Genomic DNA, 17702 nt, shown 5'->3' with positions numbered 1-17702 from the left:
TGACACGCTCCATTGAGACGTGAGACGTGAGACGTAGGAAGTGAGAATTGTAGGTGCGACTTCAGTCGCACATTGGTCGGCTGAAGCCTACCCTGCAAATCAAGAATAAGGAATTCTTTGAAAGGAAGCGGATTAAATGGTTTTTGTGCCGGAATTTACTCCAAAGTTTGAAAATGATGGTTTGGCACACTGGTTTGTCTTTCACCGGGGTGCGATGCTGGTGCGCCTGTGCGAGGACAAAGCCATCACCCCGTTCTCTGCTGAAAGCCCGGTGCCGGAGACTGATATGAGCCGGAGAATATACCTGGGACAATTGGATGGGACGCCATGTTACGCCATAGAAGCGCTGAATGACTGCTGCGAAGCGCCTGATAAGGTCTTTCTGGGACTGAGGAAACTTTTTGGCTTAATAGGAGATGGTTTCTACCAGGCTGCGGCCCGGGCGGTACAGCTTCTGCACTGGGACCATACCCACCAGTACTGCGGCCGTTGCGGCGCCAGGACGGAAACAAATTCCGGCGAGCATGCCAAAAGCTGCCCCGCCTGCGGCCTGGTCAGCTACCCCCGCATTTCCCCGGCTGTGATTTGCGCCATCACCAGCGGCAACCAGATTCTGCTGGCCAGGCGGACTTCCATGGATTATTTCAGTGTTATCGCGGGTTTTGTTGAGCCGGGCGAAACCCTTGAAGTATGCCTGCGCAGGGAAATTCGGGAGGAAGTAGGGGTTGAAATCAAAAACATCAAGTACTTTGGCAGCCAGTCCTGGCCTTTTCCCCACTCCCTGATGGTTGCTTTTACCGCGGAGTATGCGGGAGGGGAAATAGCCGTAGACGGAACGGAAATTGAGGAGGCCGCCTGGTTCACCGCGAAGGACCTGCCCCCCATGCCCCCTCCTGTCAGTATTGCCCGCCGGCTGGTCAACTGGTTCGTAGAAAAAAATCGGGGACATTCCCCGGCCGTGTAGGGCGGGTTTTAACCCGCCACAGTGCGAACCTATTCCGCTTTTGAGATGTGTCCCGTTCCACTGCCAAAATTGGCACACGAGAACCGTCCGAGACCACTGATAAAGTCACCTCTTAAAATTAACGGGGCTTGTGAGAACTGTAGGTGAGGCTTTAGCCTTACAGCGGATTTGGGCACATACCTCTGCAAAGAGGAACGGCGACACACCTCTGTTTGGGGATTAGCTTTGATGCTGAGGAATGTCCCCGATGGATTGGCGGGCTGAAGCCCGCCCTACAGGTGGGCGCCGATCAAAACACGGGTTTCGAACATGAAAAATCAGAAAACAGGCCTTTTTCAGCAGTCTCGAACCGTCCCCGGGTGCTGGTTAGGGAGTGAAGACGATGTAAAAGGTAGTGCCGGTGAAACCGGTTTCCACCCGGATGGAGGCGTTGTGCCTGGCGGCGATGCTGTAACAGACGGCCAGCCCCAGGCCGGTGCCGGAGTCCTTGGTGGTATAGAAGGGCGTGCCCAGTTTTTCCAGTACATCCTGCTCGATCCCCCTGCCCTCGTCCTGTACCGCTAAGACCACATTATTACCTTCATTAAACGTCTTTATAGTTAATCTCCCGCCGGGCGGCATGGCCTCCAGGCCGTTACGCACCAGGTTCAGCACCAGCTGGCGAATTTCTTTTTCGTCCAGCAGCAGATCCGGGATATCCCCGATCCCGATTTGTATGAATTTGTCATTGCGCATGGCGTCGGCCTGGATTAACGGGAACAGCACTTCCACAATGGAATTGAGGTTCAACATCTTTTTTTTGACCGTCCTGTTTTTAGCCAGAGAGAGGAATTCTGTAATGATAGTATTAGCCCGGTCCAGTTCATCGATCATGAGGTTGTAATATTCCCTGTATTGAGTATTGTCCTTTTTGGACCCCAGCAGCTGGAGCAATCCCCGCACGGTGGTCATCGGGTTCCTGATTTCGTGGCCGATGCCGGCGGCCATTTCACCGATCAGGTTCAGCCGCTCCAGGCGGGCCATTTCCTCCTCCAGACGCTTGCGCTCGCTTATGTCATTGACAGCGCTCAATATATGCCGTTCACCGTTAAAACAAACTATCTCCGCTGAGTACAGGCTGGTGAACATTTCGCCGGACTTTTTGCGGAGGGTGCACTCCAGGTTGTTAATCAACCCGTTCTCCCGCAGCCTATTCATAATTTCAGCGCGATCCGGTTTAACCCATATTCTTATATCTTCTGCCGTGCGTCCAATTACTTCTTCCAAAATATATCCAAGTATATTCAAAAAACGTTCGTTTGCGACAATGAAGCGGCCTTCCTTGTACGTCGTGATAGACATTATATTGGGACTGGCGTTAAAAATTTTATAGAAACGCTCTTCTGAAACGCGCAGCGCTTCTTCCGCTTTTTTGCGCTCGGTGATGTCCAAAGCAGACACCACGCATTTTTTAGTTCCCGGAATTATATCAACAGTTAATATCATGTCTTTGACGTTGCCATACCTGTCGATGATTCCGATCTCATAGTTCCTTGGAGCCAGTTTAGGGTCAATTAAGCGCAGGCGGTGATAACCTTTAGTCCTTTCCAGGTCTTCTCCGGCGGCAAATTCTGTCCAGCTTATTTTGCCTTCCACGTCCTCCTTTGAATAACCTGAAATTCTTTCAAATTCCTTGTTAACCAGTGAAATTGTTTCGTTTTCTTCAATTATTAACGTCCCAGCCCCGGTGGTTTCAAAAACAGAGCGGTACCTGTTTTCAGACTCTTTAAGGGCTTCTTCCGCCTCCTTGCGCTCGTTGATGTTTCTAACAACCGCAAGTAAGCGCTCCCTGCCCCCCAGGGTAATTCTTTTTAAATTGACTTCGACCCAAAAAATGTTTCCATAATAATCTTTTGCCAGCCAATCAAAAATCTGGGGCTCCCCGCGCGCGGCCATGTTTATATACTTGATTCCCTCGTCAGTGGTGTACGGGGGTATGTCTGAGCCGAACATTGATAATTTTGTGTTTAGAATATTTTCACGGGTGCAGCCGTACATTTCACAGGTTTTTTGATTAACGTCAACAACTCGCCCTCCGGGAAGTTCGTGGACAAAGATCGCTTCATTGACCCCGTTGAAAATGGAACGGTAGTTTTCCTCGGAGGCGGATATCAGGGCTGTCCCTTCAGTTGACCGCTGTTTTGACATAAAAAAGCCAATAGTAAGGACAGATAAAAATAAGGTTGCGGAAAGCCCCGGCAGCAATGCCTCGTGCATACCGGATGTTGGTGATAATAAAACTAAAGACCATCCATCGCTGTTGATCATTTTACTAACCTTGATATATTGCTTCCCTTTATATATAATATCCCGCCCATCGGCTGAATCCCGCAGCCCAATGGCCTGAAAAGGCCCGCCGCCGAACTGGAGGGAGTCTTCCAGCGCCTTTTTGGTTTCCTCATTAAGAGGCCACAGGCTCATAAAAAGCATGTCCGGCTGGCTTGACATGAACACAATCCCGTGGGGATCGACTAAAAAACACAGGGAATACTGCTGAAATGCTGATTCCAGACTCTCGAGCTTTCTCTTAACGACAGCAACCCCGATTATGTTATTCTGCCCGTCCCGCACCGGATAGCTTGTGTAATATCCTCTTTCCCCGGAAGTCACCCCTAAAGCGAAATAACTGCCGGCTTCACCGGTCAGGGCCTGTTTGAAATATGGTCGAAATCTGTAGTTTTGGCCCACATAGCTGTCCTGGTCGTTCCGGTTGGAGGAAGCTATAACATATCCGTTAATGTCCAACAGGTAACAAACCGGGGCCTCCAGTACCTTATGGTACCTGTCAAGGGCTTGGTTGGCGTGTTCTATATCGCCGGTAGTACCGGAAATCAAAGCGGCGGCTGCCTGGTTGTCACCCGCTATTACAGTCACAGCGTGGTCGGCTTCGCCTAAATCATCTAGAAGATAATAATCTGATAAAGCGGTTAACTTATTCCAGCCCTCATTTTGCAGATGATCCCGTGCGTTGTGTTCAAGGCGTCCCGTTGCAGTCCAGCCCAAACAGAGGACAATTACCAATATAGCCGCGGACAACACAGCATATTTTAATCTCAGCTTATGGTACGCATCACCTGTCTCTTGGCGAAATAGTTCGTGTGAATAGGACCAGACAGCCGCTGCCAGCCATAATATTAAAAATATTCTGGCCGCCTGCAGAAAAATAGTTAATGCGCTTGAAATAGTTTCACCGCTGATTGTTAATGGAATGAAGGACTCCGGCAGGACCGGCAGGCCGGCGAGAAGAGCGTACAGAGCCATAGCAATACTGCCGGTTTTCAGACGGCGGCCGGAGTGCGTCTCTGAACACCGGGAAGCCAGGAGTAAAGCACGCGCCGCAGGCAGCCCTCCCGCCAGCCCCAGCAGGTACAGCACGGCGGCTTGTGCGCCGTTTGGTTTAATAAAACCTGACAGCACCGCTAAGAATATCAGCGGGACCAGGACCCATCTCCCGGGCCCTCTGCCCAGTATATTCACTATGCTGTTCCGCCCGAACTCCGCCAGGCAGACAAAAGATATCGACAGCAGGGAGGCCTGCAAATCAGGGGAGAAATTATTGTTGCCGCAGTTGGCAATGAGGCAGATAGCCCCAAAGCCCAGCCCGTGGGCAGCACCGAACAAACCCAGCCAAACCCATGGCAGGCGTTTGCCGGCGGCTTTGCTCATGGAAACACAAACCGAGGCCACTATAAAAAACGCCAATATATATATGAGGTTAAAGTATTCTGCCTGTGAGTCTGATAAAAAAGTCATGGTAATACCTCAGCCGACAGCACTTCTTCACTAATGATAAAAAATGACTGTAGGTTTGTATATCCGCCATTGTTGTTTAAGCTTCTGGAATATTCAATATTTTACACTCAATAACCTTCGGGAATTTTGTCATATATTGTCACTCTGAAGAATTATTTGCAATAAAGGATTAAACGAGATCATGTCTAATTATTCAGTTATAAAAATGTTAAATATCTTTATTAAATTTAATAGTTAGTTTATAGCCGGCAAGATTCATAGATTAAGCGAGGTGTATCACTTAAGTGAAACACAGGTGGAAATTATGGCTGGCGCCCCTGGCGGTGATCCTGGCCCTGGGGCTTTGGAAGGGCGGCGGCTTCCTGAAACAAAAAGAGGATAGTTCCCCCGTGGAGCGTGCCCAGACTGTGGCGGTGCATGAAGTGGGAAAGGTTAAAATTGAAGAGGCCGTGGCTCTTACCGGCAGCCTGGAAGCTTTGCATGACGGCGTGGTCAGCTCCAAAGTCCCCGGCCGTGTAAGCCGGGTGCTGGTGGAAAACGGCGCCGTTGTGACAGCCGGACAGCCCCTGGTTTTGCTGGAGGACACTGAATACGCCAACGCCCTGGCCATTGCCCGGGCCACGTTGAAAAAGGCCGAGGCGAACCTGGACTCGGCCAGGATAAACTACGAGCGGTTCAGGGAGCTTTACCAGAGTAATGTGATATCCGAAAAAGAATTTGAAGATGTGCAGACAATGCTGAAAATAGCCGAAGCTGACGCGGCCGCGGCAGCCGCGGCGGCTTCCAGCGCTGAAGAGTCCTTGCGCGGCGCCACAGTAGTTTCTCCTTTTAACGGCGTGGTATCCAACAGGAATGTCACCCCGGGGCAGATGGCAGCGGCAGGGACTCCGCTGATGAACGTCGAGGACATCTCCTCGGTTTACGTCGTGGTTAACGTGGAGCAAAAAGACCTGGGCAGAGTCAAAACGGGACTACCGGCGGACGTAAATGTGGACTCATTTGTCAGCCGCGGGTTTGAAGGGGTTGTGGAGATCATCAACCCCTCTGCCAATAATAACGCACGGGTTTTTGAAACAAAGATTAAAGTCGCAAACGGGGAAGGGCTTCTCAAACCGGGTATGTTCGCCAGCGTGCGGATTAAGACCGGCGAGGAGGGAGAAGCGCTGGCCGTGCCCCAGAACTCCCTGGTCAGCATACAGGGGATGTATTTCGCATATGTAGCGGACGGTGACCGGGCTCTTCGCCGGCAGGTGGAAATCGGCCAGGTGGTTGGCCAGCTGGTGGAGATAAAGTCCGGCCTTACGGCGGGTCAAAAGATAGTAGTAACAAATATCAACGTACTCAAAGACCAGGACAAAATAATAATTTCCGAATAAAACTTACCGACGGGAGCGTAAAGCATGTTCCTCACCAACTTGAGCCTGAAAAGGCCGGTTTTTGCCACAGTAACGATATTGGCGCTGGTGGCCCTTGGCATCATCAGCTATGTCGGCCTTAATATAAACGATTATCCTGAAGTGGAATTCCCCTACGTCGTTACCACCATAGTCCAGCCCGGGGCTTCCCCGGAACAGGTTGAGACAAAAATTTCACAAAAGATGGAGGAGGCTGTCGGCCAGATCTCCGGGGTTAAGCACATATATTCCATAGCGCGTGAGGGTGTCAGCACCACGATAGCTGAGTTTACCCTGGAAACCGAGCCGGAGGTCGCCGCCCAGGACGTGCGGGATAAAATCGGCACGATCCGGGGGGATCTGCCCCAGGATATCGAGGAGCCCGTCATCGCCAGGTTTGACCCGATGGCCATGCCCATCGTTTACATTGCCGTAACCGGCGACCTTTCCCTGCGGGAAATGACTGTTATGGTCAACGATGTTGTCAAGAAAAGGCTCGAAACCATAAGCGGCGTCGGCAATATTACTGTTTACGGGTCTGAGGAGAGGGAAATCCAGATCGACCTGGATAAGGAGAAGCTGGCGGCATACGGCCTGAGCACCTCCGAGGTGCTGTCCAGCCTGAGAAGCGAAAATATGGACGTGCCTGGCGGCAAGCTCGGCAGCGACGGCCGGGAAATGACACTGCGCACCTCGGGCAATGTCGGGCGGGTCGAGGACTTCGCGGCGCTGCCGGTGGCCCGCCGCGGCGGGGTGCAGCTTTATGTGCGGGATATTGCCGCGGTGAAGGACGGCGTCAAGGACCGGGAAAGTTTTGCCCGTTACCAGGGTGCTCCCGCTGTTGGCCTTGACATTATAAAACAGTCGGGCACAAACACGGTGGAAGTAGCCGACAAGATCAAGGCGGCTGTCGCCGATATTAAAAAGGAGCTGCCGCCGGGTGTCAACATTGAAATTGTTAGCGACAACTCGGTCTATATCAGGGAAGCGGTCAACGACGTGTTGAAGACCATTATCGAGGGCAGCCTGCTGGCGGTAACAATGGTTTTCCTTTTCCTGAAGGACTGGCGCAGCACCCTGATCAGCTCCCTGTCCATACCCATATCCATTATCGCCACTTTTTTTGCCATGAAATTAATGGGTTTTTCAATAAACTTTTTGAGCCTGATGGCGCTTTCCCTGGCGGTTGGGCTGCTTATCGACGACGCCATAGTGGTAATCGAGAATATTGTGCGGCACATGAGGCTCGGCAAGACCCCCCTGGCGGCGGCCAGGGAGGCAACCGACGAAATCGGCCTGGCTGTGACGTCCACCACCTTCACCGTGGTGGCGGTGTTCCTGCCGGTGGCGATGATGACCGGTATCGTGGGGCAGTTTTTCAAGCAGTTCGGACTGACGGTTGTTTTCAGCGTGCTGGTATCCCTGCTGGTGTCTTTTACCCTGGTGCCCCTGCTGGCGTCCCGCAATTTAAAGGCGGAAGAGGTTTTGCCCGGAGGGCCGCTGGGCAGTTTCCTGGCCTGGTTTAACCGCGGCTTTGCCCATGTCAACGACTGGTATGCCGGGTTTATCGGGCTGGTATTGAAAAACCGCTTTAAGACGCTGGCTCTGGCTTTCCTCCTGTTTTTCAGCAGCCTGGCGGCGATTCCGCTCATGGGCTCGTCGTTCATTCCATACGGCGATACAAGTGAGTTAAGCGTGACGGCTCAGCTGGACGCGGGTTTGAGCCTGGCCGTGGCCGGGGATATGGCTTTAAAGCTGGAGGACGTTATCCGCGGCTACCCGGAAGTGGTAAAAGTATACTCTTCCACCAACCGGGAGAGGGTCAGCATTTATGTCAGGACCGTTGATAAAGGGCACCGGGAACGGACATTAAATGAGATTGCCTCGGACATGAGGCAGAGGCTGGGCAGTATTCCAGGCGTGCAGGTGTCTGTTAATCTGGCGGGCGGCATCGGGTCGTCCGGAGCGGAGAAACAGGTCCAGTTTCGCCTGCTGGGAGACGACTTGAATGTGTTGCAGGAATATGCGGAAAAGTACCAGCGGATTATGGAAGGCATCCCCGGAGCGGTGGATGTGGGCAGCTCCTTTAAGCCGGGCAATCCGGAGGGAAAGGTCCTGATTAACCGTGCAGCGGCGACGGACCTGGGGATCAGCACTGCCCAGGTGGCAGATACCCTGCGCACCTTGTTCAACGGGGTGACCGTCAGTCAGTACGAGGAGGGTGAGGACCGCTTCGACGTGCGGGTGCGCCTGGCGGAAGACCAGCGTAAAAATATGGGTGACCTGAGCAATATCTACCTGCAGAGCCGCAACGCGGCGGAAGGGGGCGGTTCCAGCCCGATGATCGCCTTGAGCCAGGTGACGGAGCAGGTTTTCAGCACCTCTCCCAGTGAAATCAGGCGTTTTGACCGGATCAAAGAAATCGTGCTCTCAGCCAACCTGGAAGGGACGTCCCCGGGCGAGTTTAACAATCAATTTTTAAAAAGAATCGAATCGGAACAGATGCCTGCCGGCTACAGTGTTTTTGCCGGCGGTGAAAGTGAAATGATGGGCGAGACCTTCACTACCATGTTTTTAGCCCTGATTACAGGAGTGTTGTTTATATTCTTCATCCTGGCCTCTCAGTTTGAAAGCTACATCGACCCCTTCGCGATCATGCTGTCCATACCAATGGCTGTTGTCGGGGCTATTTTTGGCCTGCTGTTGCTGGGCAGCGACTTGAGCCTGATGTCGATGATCGGCATTATTATGCTCATGGGCCTGGTTACCAAGAACGCCATTTTGCTTATTGATTTCACCAAGCAGCAGAGGGCGGCAGGGCTGGAACGGAACGAGGCTTTGAAGAGGGCGGCCTTGACCAGGCTGCGGCCAATAGTGATGACCTCTCTGGCCATGATCTTCGGCATGATGCCGCTGGCGCTGGCCCTGGGGCCGGGTGCGGAGAGCAGGGCGCCCATGGCCCACGCTATCATCGGCGGGCTGATAACCTCCACACTGCTGACGTTGGTGGTTGTCCCGGTGATTTATACCATATTGGACGACATCAAAAATAAAATTTTCCCAATAAAAAAGCCTGCCAGTGTTAATGATTCGGCTGGCTGATGGCAAAACACACGTAGAAAGTAGTTCCGGCGGAGCCGGTTTCCACTCTGATCGCAGCGTTGTGCCTGGCCGCGATGCTGTAGCAGACGGCCAGCCCCAGGCCTGTGCCGTGATCTTTGGTGGTGAAAAACGGTGTGCCCAGTTTTTCCAGGTCATCCTGTTCGATCCCTTTGCCCTGGTCCTGTATCGCCAAAACTACTTCATTATCCTCCACAAACGTCCTGATCGTAATTTTCTTTCCGGGGGACATTGCTTCCAGCCCGTTGCGGAACATATTGAGGATCAACTGGCGGATCTCTTTCTCGTCCAGCAGCAGGTCCGGAATATCTTCCAGCCCTATGTGCACATACATGTCGGTGCGCATGGCGTCGGCCTGAATTAAGGGGAACAGCGCTTTCAGTATGTGGTTGAGGTTCTGGTACTGCTTGCTTACAGCCTTGTTTTTAGCGAGGGAAAGGTACTCTGTAATAATTGAGTTGGCCCGGTCCAGTTCATCGATCATGAGGTTATAGTATTCTCTGAAATTGCTGCATTCCTGTTTCTCCCCGAGCATTTGCAAAAACCCGCGCACTGTGGTCATGGGGTTCCTGATCTCGTGGCCTATGCCGGCGGCCATTTCTCCGACCAGGTTCAGCCGTTCCAGCCGGGACATCTCCTCTTCCAACCGCTTGCGCTCGGATATGTCGTTTACCACGCTCAAAACAAACTCCTCGCCGTTAAAATTTACTATTTCCGCTGAATAAAGCCCAATATACACTTCACCTGATTTTTCGCGGAATACACATTCCAGGTTGTTTACCATCCCATTTTTCCGCAGTGATTTAATCACATCAGCCCGTTCCGGCTTCACCCAAAAACTGATATCTGACGCCGTAAGGCCGATTAATTCTTCGCGGCTGTAACCTGAAACCTGTAAGAAACGGTGGTTGGCTTCAATAAAGCGGCCTTCTTCAACCGTGCTGATGCACATCATGCTGGGGCTGGCGTTGAAGATTTTAGAGAAACGCTGCTCCGACAGTCGCAGAGCTTCTACTGTGTTTTTGTGATCGGTGACGTCCCTTATGGACTCAATTGCGCCTATAACATTCCCGTCGCTGTCGAGCAGCAGGGTGGCTATGCCCCACAGGTTGGCGCCCTTGCCCTTGTAGGTGAAGGGTACGTCTGTTTCAGTGATGAGAGTGCCGCCGCTTCTGATAATATAATCGTATTTGTCCTCAACCTCTTTTTGAGGCATTAACACAAGGTCGATCAGGATCGGCCTGGGTTCTCCGTAAAACGGTACGGCGTAAGCGTAGTCTCCCCTGCCGATCATCTCCTCTTTTTTAACCCCGGTCATTTCCTCGATAGCCTTGTTCCAGGCGATAACTTTCCTGTCTTTATTAACTACTAATGTGGCGTCAGGCAGGAATTCAATAATATCCTCCAGCTGCTGGTTGACGCCGCGCAGCTGGTCTTCAGCCTTTTTGCGCTCGGTGATGTCGCGGATGGATTCAATCGCGCCGATCAGGTTTCCGTCACTGTCAAAGAGCGGTGAAGCTTTTCCCCACATTATGGCGCCTTTGCCATTATAAACGCACGGGGTTAAAGCCTCGGCATAGATAGTGTTTTCTTTTCTTTCGGTGTATTCGTACCTTGATTCAAAACTGCTGTTTTCCAAAAAAATTAGATCTATTAGAATTGGTCTTTGATTACCGTAAAAAGGAACTGAGTAAGCATAGTCACCACGGCCAAGCATGTCCTCCTTGCAGACACCCGTCATTTCTTCTATCGCCCGGTTCCAGGCAATTACCCTGCCATCCCGGTCGATGGCGAAGGTGGCGTCAGGCAGAAAGTCGATAATATCCAGGTGCTGCTGGTTGGCGGCGCGCAGTTTTCTTTCAGCCAGGATATGTTCTGAGATATCACTGCAAAAAACGGTGACCCCTATGGTTTTTCCCGTTTCTATAACGATTGGGCTGAATATATTCTCCCAGTAACTGCGGTCCAGGTTTTCGCCGCTGTATTCCTCAATTACGCTGAATTGCTCCCCGCACAGGGCCCGGTCAAAATTTACCGCCGCTCTATCCCTGTCTTTCGGACAGGTTATATATTCAAGCATGCTTTTGCCCAGCTCTATGTCGGCCCCCCAGATGTTTTTCATTGTGTCATGGTGGGCTTTATTAAAAAATATGTAGCGGTAATTTATATCCAGGGAAAACGTCATAATGTTCCGGGGGCTTTCTACAATGGACCTGAGCAGGGCTTCGGACTGCCGTATTTCTTCCTCTGTTTTTTTACGCTCGGAGATGTCGACTGCAGCGCAGACCAATCCGGCCAGGGTGCCGTCGGTATTTGTGTACGTGGCTTTGTTGAAGATAACGTCGCGCCTGGTGCCGTCCGCATACAAAAAGGAGTATTCGTAGATCTGGACGCCCGGTTCGCGGAACAAAGCTGAATCCATCTCGTAGTACTTATCAGCCAGGTCTTTGGGATAGATTTCATAGACGGACTTGCCGACTATCTCCCCTTTAGTTCTGCCGAGAAACTCTTCACAAGCCTTGTTGCAGCCCTGGTAGATGCCGTTAACGTCCTTGTGAAAAACAGGGTTGGGGATATTGTCTATCAGGCGCTGCAGGAAAAGCGACTGGTTCCGCAGCGCCCTGGCGGCACGCTTGCTTTTTGTTATGTCCAAACAAGAAACCAGATATTGTTTGGTTCCCGGGAGCGTCTTGACGGTAAGAGTTATATCCCTGGTTTTACCCTGCCGGTTAATAAACTGGATCTCATAGTTTTTAGGAGCGGAATCAGGGTCGATGTTTCTCAGGCGGTGGTACTCTTTTACTATTTTTAAGTAATCTTTGGTAATAAAATCAGACCATTTTTTCTTCCCTTCAGTTTCAAGTTTAGAATATCCTGAAAGCTTTTCAAATTCAGAGTTGACCAGTGAAATAGTATTATCTTCCTCAACGATCAATATCGCTGTCCCTGTAGTGTCGAAAATAGCCTGATACCTCTCCTCCGACTCCCTGAGCGCTTCTTTGACCTGTTTTCGCCTGGCTATATCCCGGAACAACTCGCGAATAAAAGAAAACATTAAAATTCCCCCAAAGCTGTCTCAAAAGATGAAATAATTTTGCATATTGTATCCGTTATTCAACATAAATCGAAACATTACCTTCGGGAAAATTGTAATATAATGTTTTATTAAGGTAAGTTTTGTAGAGGAATTATTAATAATATAAGATATTAGGATAAAGAAAAACTTATCAGGCTTATGGGGGTGGTTGGATGGCCGTTATCTCTTTGCCCCGCACGACCCTGCTGGTGTTGTGCGGTGTGCCCGGCTGCGGCAAATCGACGTTTGCCACGCGGTTTTTCACGGAATCGGCGATAGTGTCGTCGGACCGGTGCCGCGTAGTTGTAAGCGACTCTGAAACAAATATGGCGGCCTCCGGTGAGGCGTTCAGGCTTTTTCGCCATATCATAGAGCGCCGCCTGTCCCTGGGACGGTTCACAGTGGCCGACTCCACCGCGCTGACCAAAAAGGCCCGCCGGGATCTCTTAAATACCGGCAGGAAGTATGGCTTCAACGTCGCCCTGCTTGTTTTTGACATGCCGGAGGAGATCTGCCTGGCCAGGAACGCCGGCAGGGAACGGCGGGTGATTAAGTCAGTGATAGCCGGGATGCACAAAGCGCTGCGGCAGACGCTGAAAACTGTCCGTGACGAAGGCTTTGACGAAGTCCACGTGATTTCTGAACATGATATTAATGGCTCTTCTTTTGCCATAAAGATTAACAGCCATGAGGTTACTCTGCCCGGCCCCTTTGATATTATCGGGGACGTGCACGGCTGCTGCGATGAACTGGTTATGCTTCTGCAAAAGCTGGGTTACCGGAAGCGGTTTAACTATTATACCCACCCTGAGGCGCGGAAGGCTGTTTTTCTGGGAGACATCACCGACCGGGGGCCCCGCAGCCTGGACAGTTTCTGGCTGGTAAAGAATATGGCGGACGCGGGCAGCGCATTTTACATTCGCGGTAACCACTGCCGCAAGCTTTCCCGTTACCTGGAGGGGAGAAATATTAAAATTGCCAACGGCCTGGAAAAAACTGTAGCGGAAATAAACGGGCTGCCGGATGACGAGAGAGAGTATTTCAGGGAGGAGTTTATTAACCTTTACCGGGAAGCGCCGCCGTACCTTATCCTGGACAGGGGCAGGCTGGTCGTCTCCCACGGCGGTATCAGGGAGGAAATGATCGGCGAGGTCACAGAGAGGGTTAGAAACTTCTGCTTTTTTGGCGATGTTACGGGGGAAGTAACAGAGGAGGGACTCCCGGTGCGGCGGGACTGGGCGAAAGATTACAGCGGGGAAGCCCTTATTGTATACGCCCACAACCCGGTGCCGGAAGCTGTATTTGTTAACAACACTATCGACATCGACCAGGGGTGCGCCATGGGCGGAGTATTAACCGCCCTGCGCTACCCCGAGCTGGAAATAGTACAGGTACCGGCATTCGAAATTTACTATGACAGGGCTGGCTTCGCCAGCGAAAACCAGGCGCTCCGCAGGCAAAACGAGCTTCTCCAGGATGACCCCCCGTCGTAGGGCGGGATTTATCCCGTCAAACGTGTCAAAAGGGGACGGTTCTCTTGACACGCTTATAGATTTTTAACAAGAGGGCTTGACAAAGCCCCTCCATATCAGGGGACGGTTTGCCGAGCGTGTCTTGGGGACGGTTTTGTTGACACGATTTCATTTATTAAATCTTGAGACAAAAGCGTGTCAACAGAACTGTCCTCATGACACGGTCGAGAGAAAAAGCCTCTTAGAAAAAACTGTCCTCTTGACACGGTCCATTCACATCTCATTCTCCAGGTCCCAATGAGTTGTAGGGTCGGTTTTAACCGACCAATGTGCAGCTAAAGCCGCACCTACTCACTTCACGCGGGAGCGTGTCCAGGGGACGGTTTTCGTGACACGATTTCTAATTTTATATCAAGAGAAAAAATCGTGTCAGGAGAACTGTCCTCTTGACACGGTCCTGAGAACCAGTATGTCTACAGAACCGTCCTCTTGACACGGTCCATTCACATCTCGCGTTTCACTTCACGCCTCAATCAGGGGGCTTTTTTCTCCCGTATAAAACAGCGCCAGCCGGTGCAGAGCCCTGGTGCAGGTAACGTAGAGCAGCTTTCTGTCCAGTTCGCTGCAATAATTATCCCCGGAAACATCACTGGCCATTACGGCGTCAAACTCCAGACCCTTCGCCAGGTAAGAGGGAATGACCACCGCCCCTCTTTCAATCTCACCGCTGCCGGAGCACACCAGCTTGATATTTACTTTGTCTTTCAGCCTGGCGTGCAATTTCTCCGCCTCTGCCGCGGTTTTGCAGATAACTGCGGCTGACTCGTATCCCCTGCTTACAGCATCGGCAATTTCCCTGACTATGGCATCATCATGTTTATCCAGGGTATCCTTCGTGATAATCACCGGTTCAGTCTCATGTCTTTCAAAGGAGACGAAATCCCGCTTTACGCCCAGGATCCGCTGGGTGAAACTGTTTATTTCGTAAGAGGAGCGGTAGCCTTTGTTAAGTATGATCTTTACCGATTTTCTTTTATCCAGTATTTCAATAATTCTATCATACAGCGCCATGCTGACATCTTTATCAATAGCCTGGTGGATGTCGCCCAGCACGGTATAGCGGGCGTCCTTGAACAGGAGTCTAAAAATCTCGTATTGGATCACATCATAATCCTGCGCCTCGTCAATGACTACCTGCCTGATCCCGTTAAACTCCGTGCAGCCCTCCAGCCTTAATTTCAGATACAAGAGGGGAGCGCAGTCCTCGTAAAAGGCCATCCCCGCGGCCAGGTTTTCCCTGGTCAGCGCGATTATTTCACCGATGTTCTCCGGCAGTTTCAGTCCTTCGGCCAGCCTGGCGAAAAGTTCGTCATTAGAAAAAAGCATTTTGTAGAGGTTGAGGTAATCGACCTCGGTGAACCTGCGGATCCGGTCAACGTACGTCCTGGACTTTTTAATGGAAAGCAGGCGGCTGAATGATTTTATTTCCAGGTCATGGCCCTCGGTTTGGGCGACAAACTTTTCTATCTTCTCCAGCCTTTTTTGGCGTAATGGTTGGATCCTCTCCAGTATTATATTTTCAATTCTTTTCAGCCTTTTCGCCATGGGCATGATGGTTTTGTTTCTTGAAAAGATGTTTTTTATCTGTTGCCTGGTCATGAGGATTTTTCCGTCGAAGTAAATATCCTCAAAGTCAATTATGCTGCTCTCGTAATGGCTGATCAGCCTGTCCAGAATTCGCACAAAATCTCCCGAACCCTTGAACGCTATGTCCCGCAATCTCAAGTTATCACGGTCTTGCGCGGAGATAACAAATTCAAGCTGTTGGTTCCGGGTCTCGGTTTTCAGCCTTCCGTCAAGCAGTTTAAGCGCAATATCTTCGAATGTTGTCTGTACCGTGTTTTCTTCTCCCAGCTCGGGCAGGACGCTGGAGATATATTTACTGAAAATGTTATTGGGGGAAAGGATTAAAATATTGTTTGAACTCAGGTTTGAGTTCAGCCCGTTGTAGAGCAGAAACGCAATCCGGTGCAGGGCGACAGAAGTCTTGCCGCTGCCCGCCACACCCTGTACGATCAGCAGTTCATTATCCGTGTCCCTGATAATGACATCCTGCTCTTTTTGTATCGTTTCGACGATGTAGCGCATTTTGGCGGAAGCTTTGCCGCGCAGCACTTCCTGCAGTATTTCATCGTTGATGCCGACACGGCAGTCAAAAAAGTACCGGAGCTCGGCGTCCTGAATTTTGTACTGCCTTTTCAATTTAACTTCGCCTGAGATTGTTCCGGCAGGGGCCTGATATGATGCTCTCCCCGGCTCATAGCGGTAAAATATGCTGGAAACGGGGGCGCGCCAATCGTAAACATAAAAATCGCCCTTTTTGGAGTCAACCACGTTGTGCAGCCCGATGTATATTTTTTCAGTGCCGGACAGTCCGTCTTCAAGAAAATCAAACCTGCCGAAATAAGGCGACAACAGCATTTTCCTGTATTTCCCGAGACGCTTCAATGTATTGCCGTAATTTGCGGACTGGCTGGCAAGTTCCGCAAGGTAATGGGTGATTTCTGTAAGCCTGGCGAAGTCGTTGGCAAAATGGACGGTATTTTCCCACATATCTTTTCTTAAAGCTGTCAGGCCGCTTTTTTGCTGGGACAGGGATCCGATCATGTTCTCTATTTCGTTTTTTAGAAAAGACAAGGTTTTTTCAAGGTAATTTCGCTCCTCACGGAGCTGTTCCTGGTATTCGCCCACGTGATCACATCCAGAACTGTTATTATAATAAAATGTTATTATATATCAACTGGATGATTTAGTAAACCCCCGGTGCGACATAGCGTGTCAAGGGGACGGTTCTCTTGACACGATCGTGTCAAGAGAACCGTCCCCTTGACACGTTTCCACAACGGAACCGCCCCAAGGGGCGGTTCCAGTTTAAAAAATAATGAAGGGGTAAGAACCTTACCCCTTTTTGTAGAAGAGACCTCAGAAGCACATACCTTCTTTTTGGACCCGCCCCCTGCGGGTTTCCAGGCAGGGGCATATATTTTCAGGAATATTTTCAATCTTGCAGGGACAGAAGAAATCCCCGTATTTCTCCTTCTTTTGGAGCAGGCCTTCCATGACCAGCTCCTTATCTTCATTAAATATATAGCCTTTTAGCCTGGCAAAGTTGTCCACCCGTTCCCTTATTTCCACTTCCGGATCCTGGGGGAATTTGCGAACCATTATTTCCGGGCTGAATGCCGTTATTTCAAGCTTCGCCCCGCATACCGGGCACAGCACAGTGCCTTTTTCTGCCGGCGGTTCCTTCGCCATAAAAGCTACCTGGCACACAGGGCACATAATTTTATTTGTCATTTTTCAGCGCCTCTTCAAAGTCATCAGGTTTATAACCCAGGATTACCTCTTCGCCGATTATAGTTAACGGAAAAAGCGCGTCGCCAGACAGATACCTGAGCTCCTGCAACGTTTTATCCTGTTCTTTTTCCTCCAGCAAATCAACCTCGATAAACTCGTAAGGTATTTGCTTTTGGGTAAAAAATTGCTTGGCTTTTTTGCACCAGGGACAGGTACTCAGGGCATAAAGTTTAACCATCAGTAACACCTCGCTTAATATGAATAGAAGAATTTATTGTACCAGGGGTAAAGCACTGAAATTTTAGCTAGCTCCTTTCAAGTATTCTAGATGATAAATATGTTTAAATTATTAATAAATTGTTAAAAATTTATTTTTATCAATAAAAAAAACCGCCCTAATTGAACTGACCCCAAAAAGCTAGACAAAATTTTATCAGGCGATTTTTAGAGAATGGGTTCTGTATTTAACAGGACTCATTCCTTTTAATTTGATCTTAATTCTACGGTTATTGTAGTAATCCAAATAA

General features: G+C 50.4%; 10 protein-coding genes. 4 read left to right on the top strand and 6 right to left on the bottom strand.

All coding sequences use genetic code 11. The features are described from left to right. The first annotated feature begins 136 nt into the window (after positions 1 to 136). A complete protein-coding gene (gene nudC / locus ACOBQJ_RS08915; RefSeq protein WP_421071405.1) occupies positions 137 to 964 on the top strand; it encodes an NAD(+) diphosphatase in 828 nt (275 codons plus the stop codon). Positions 965 to 1330: 366 nt separating this feature from the next. Here nudC and ACOBQJ_RS08910 read toward each other — a convergent pair whose 3' ends face one another. Then, positions 1331 to 4756, bottom strand: coding sequence for a PAS domain S-box protein (locus ACOBQJ_RS08910; protein WP_421071404.1), 3426 nt, complete (start codon positions 4754 to 4756; stop codon positions 1331 to 1333). A gap of 284 nt (positions 4757 to 5040) precedes the next feature. Here ACOBQJ_RS08910 and ACOBQJ_RS08905 point away from each other — a divergent pair, with 284 nt between their 5' ends. Both ACOBQJ_RS08905 and ACOBQJ_RS08900 read left to right on the top strand, forming a co-directional pair. Then, positions 5041 to 6132 carry an efflux RND transporter periplasmic adaptor subunit gene (locus tag ACOBQJ_RS08905; protein ID WP_421071403.1) on the top strand — a complete coding sequence of 364 codons (1092 nt, stop codon included), beginning with the start codon at positions 5041 to 5043 and terminating at the stop codon, positions 6130 to 6132. Positions 6133 to 6156: 24 nt separating this feature from the next. Next, on the top strand, positions 6157 to 9252 hold the full coding sequence (locus tag ACOBQJ_RS08900) for an efflux RND transporter permease subunit (protein ID WP_421071402.1): 3096 nt from the start codon (positions 6157 to 6159) through the stop codon (positions 9250 to 9252). On the opposite strand, the gene ACOBQJ_RS08895 is transcribed toward ACOBQJ_RS08900, so the two are convergent. Then, complete coding sequence (locus ACOBQJ_RS08895) at positions 9233 to 12325, bottom strand: PAS domain S-box protein (RefSeq protein ID WP_421071401.1); 3093 nt, start codon at positions 12323 to 12325, stop codon at positions 9233 to 9235. The two genes, ACOBQJ_RS08900 and ACOBQJ_RS08895, sit on opposite strands and share 20 nt — an antisense overlap. 194 nt (positions 12326 to 12519) lie before the next feature. On the opposite strand from ACOBQJ_RS08895, the gene ACOBQJ_RS08890 reads away from it, so the two are divergent. Further along, positions 12520 to 13839: an AAA family ATPase gene (locus ACOBQJ_RS08890; protein ID WP_421071400.1), complete on the top strand. Its 1320-nt coding sequence runs from the start codon at positions 12520 to 12522 to the stop codon at positions 13837 to 13839. A 501-nt stretch (positions 13840 to 14340) separates the two neighbouring features. Here ACOBQJ_RS08890 and ACOBQJ_RS08885 read toward each other — a convergent pair. From ACOBQJ_RS08885 to ACOBQJ_RS08870, 4 genes are all read right to left on the bottom strand, one after another. After that, positions 14341 to 16569 carry a HelD family protein gene (locus ACOBQJ_RS08885; RefSeq protein WP_421071399.1) on the bottom strand — a complete coding sequence of 743 codons (2229 nt, stop codon included), beginning with the start codon at positions 16567 to 16569 and terminating at the stop codon, positions 14341 to 14343. A 231-nt stretch (positions 16570 to 16800) separates the two neighbouring features. Continuing rightward, the gene (locus ACOBQJ_RS08880) at positions 16801 to 17175 is read right to left on the bottom strand and encodes a ferredoxin-thioredoxin reductase catalytic domain-containing protein (RefSeq protein ID WP_421071398.1); all 375 of its coding nucleotides are present in this window, start codon (positions 17173 to 17175) and stop codon (positions 16801 to 16803) included. Further along, on the bottom strand, positions 17165 to 17413 hold the full coding sequence (locus ACOBQJ_RS08875; RefSeq protein ID WP_421071397.1) for a glutaredoxin family protein: 249 nt from the start codon (positions 17411 to 17413) through the stop codon (positions 17165 to 17167). The genes ACOBQJ_RS08880 and ACOBQJ_RS08875 overlap by 11 nt, the downstream gene beginning before the upstream one ends. A gap of 195 nt (positions 17414 to 17608) precedes the next feature. Continuing rightward, a partial coding sequence (locus tag ACOBQJ_RS08870) for an IS3 family transposase (protein ID WP_421071597.1) occupies positions 17609 to 17702 on the bottom strand: 94 nt, incomplete at its 5' end.

This window comes from Pelotomaculum propionicicum, assembly GCF_048984525.1.
In the GTDB taxonomy this organism is placed as follows: Bacteria; Bacillota; Desulfotomaculia; order Desulfotomaculales; family Pelotomaculaceae; genus Syntrophopropionicum; species Syntrophopropionicum propionicicum_A.
This window is presented reverse-complemented; position numbering and strand designations above follow the sequence as displayed.

Excerpts from the sequence above, each read along its gene's own strand:
- nudC (WP_421071405.1), top strand. The coding sequence starts at position 137 with ATGGTTTTTGTGCCGGAATTTACTCCAAAGTTTGAAAATGATGGTTTG.
- ACOBQJ_RS08910 (WP_421071404.1), bottom strand. The coding sequence starts at position 4,756 with ATGACTTTTTTATCAGACTCACAGGCAGAATACTTTAACCTCATATAT.
- ACOBQJ_RS08900 (WP_421071402.1), top strand. The coding sequence starts at position 6,157 with ATGTTCCTCACCAACTTGAGCCTGAAAAGGCCGGTTTTTGCCACAGTA.
- ACOBQJ_RS08895 (WP_421071401.1), bottom strand. The coding sequence starts at position 12,325 with ATGTTTTCTTTTATTCGCGAGTTGTTCCGGGATATAGCCAGGCGAAAA.
- ACOBQJ_RS08890 (WP_421071400.1), top strand. The coding sequence starts at position 12,520 with ATGGCCGTTATCTCTTTGCCCCGCACGACCCTGCTGGTGTTGTGCGGT.
- ACOBQJ_RS08880 (WP_421071398.1), bottom strand. The coding sequence starts at position 17,175 with ATGACAAATAAAATTATGTGCCCTGTGTGCCAGGTAGCTTTTATGGCG.
- ACOBQJ_RS08875 (WP_421071397.1), bottom strand. The coding sequence starts at position 17,413 with ATGGTTAAACTTTATGCCCTGAGTACCTGTCCCTGGTGCAAAAAAGCC.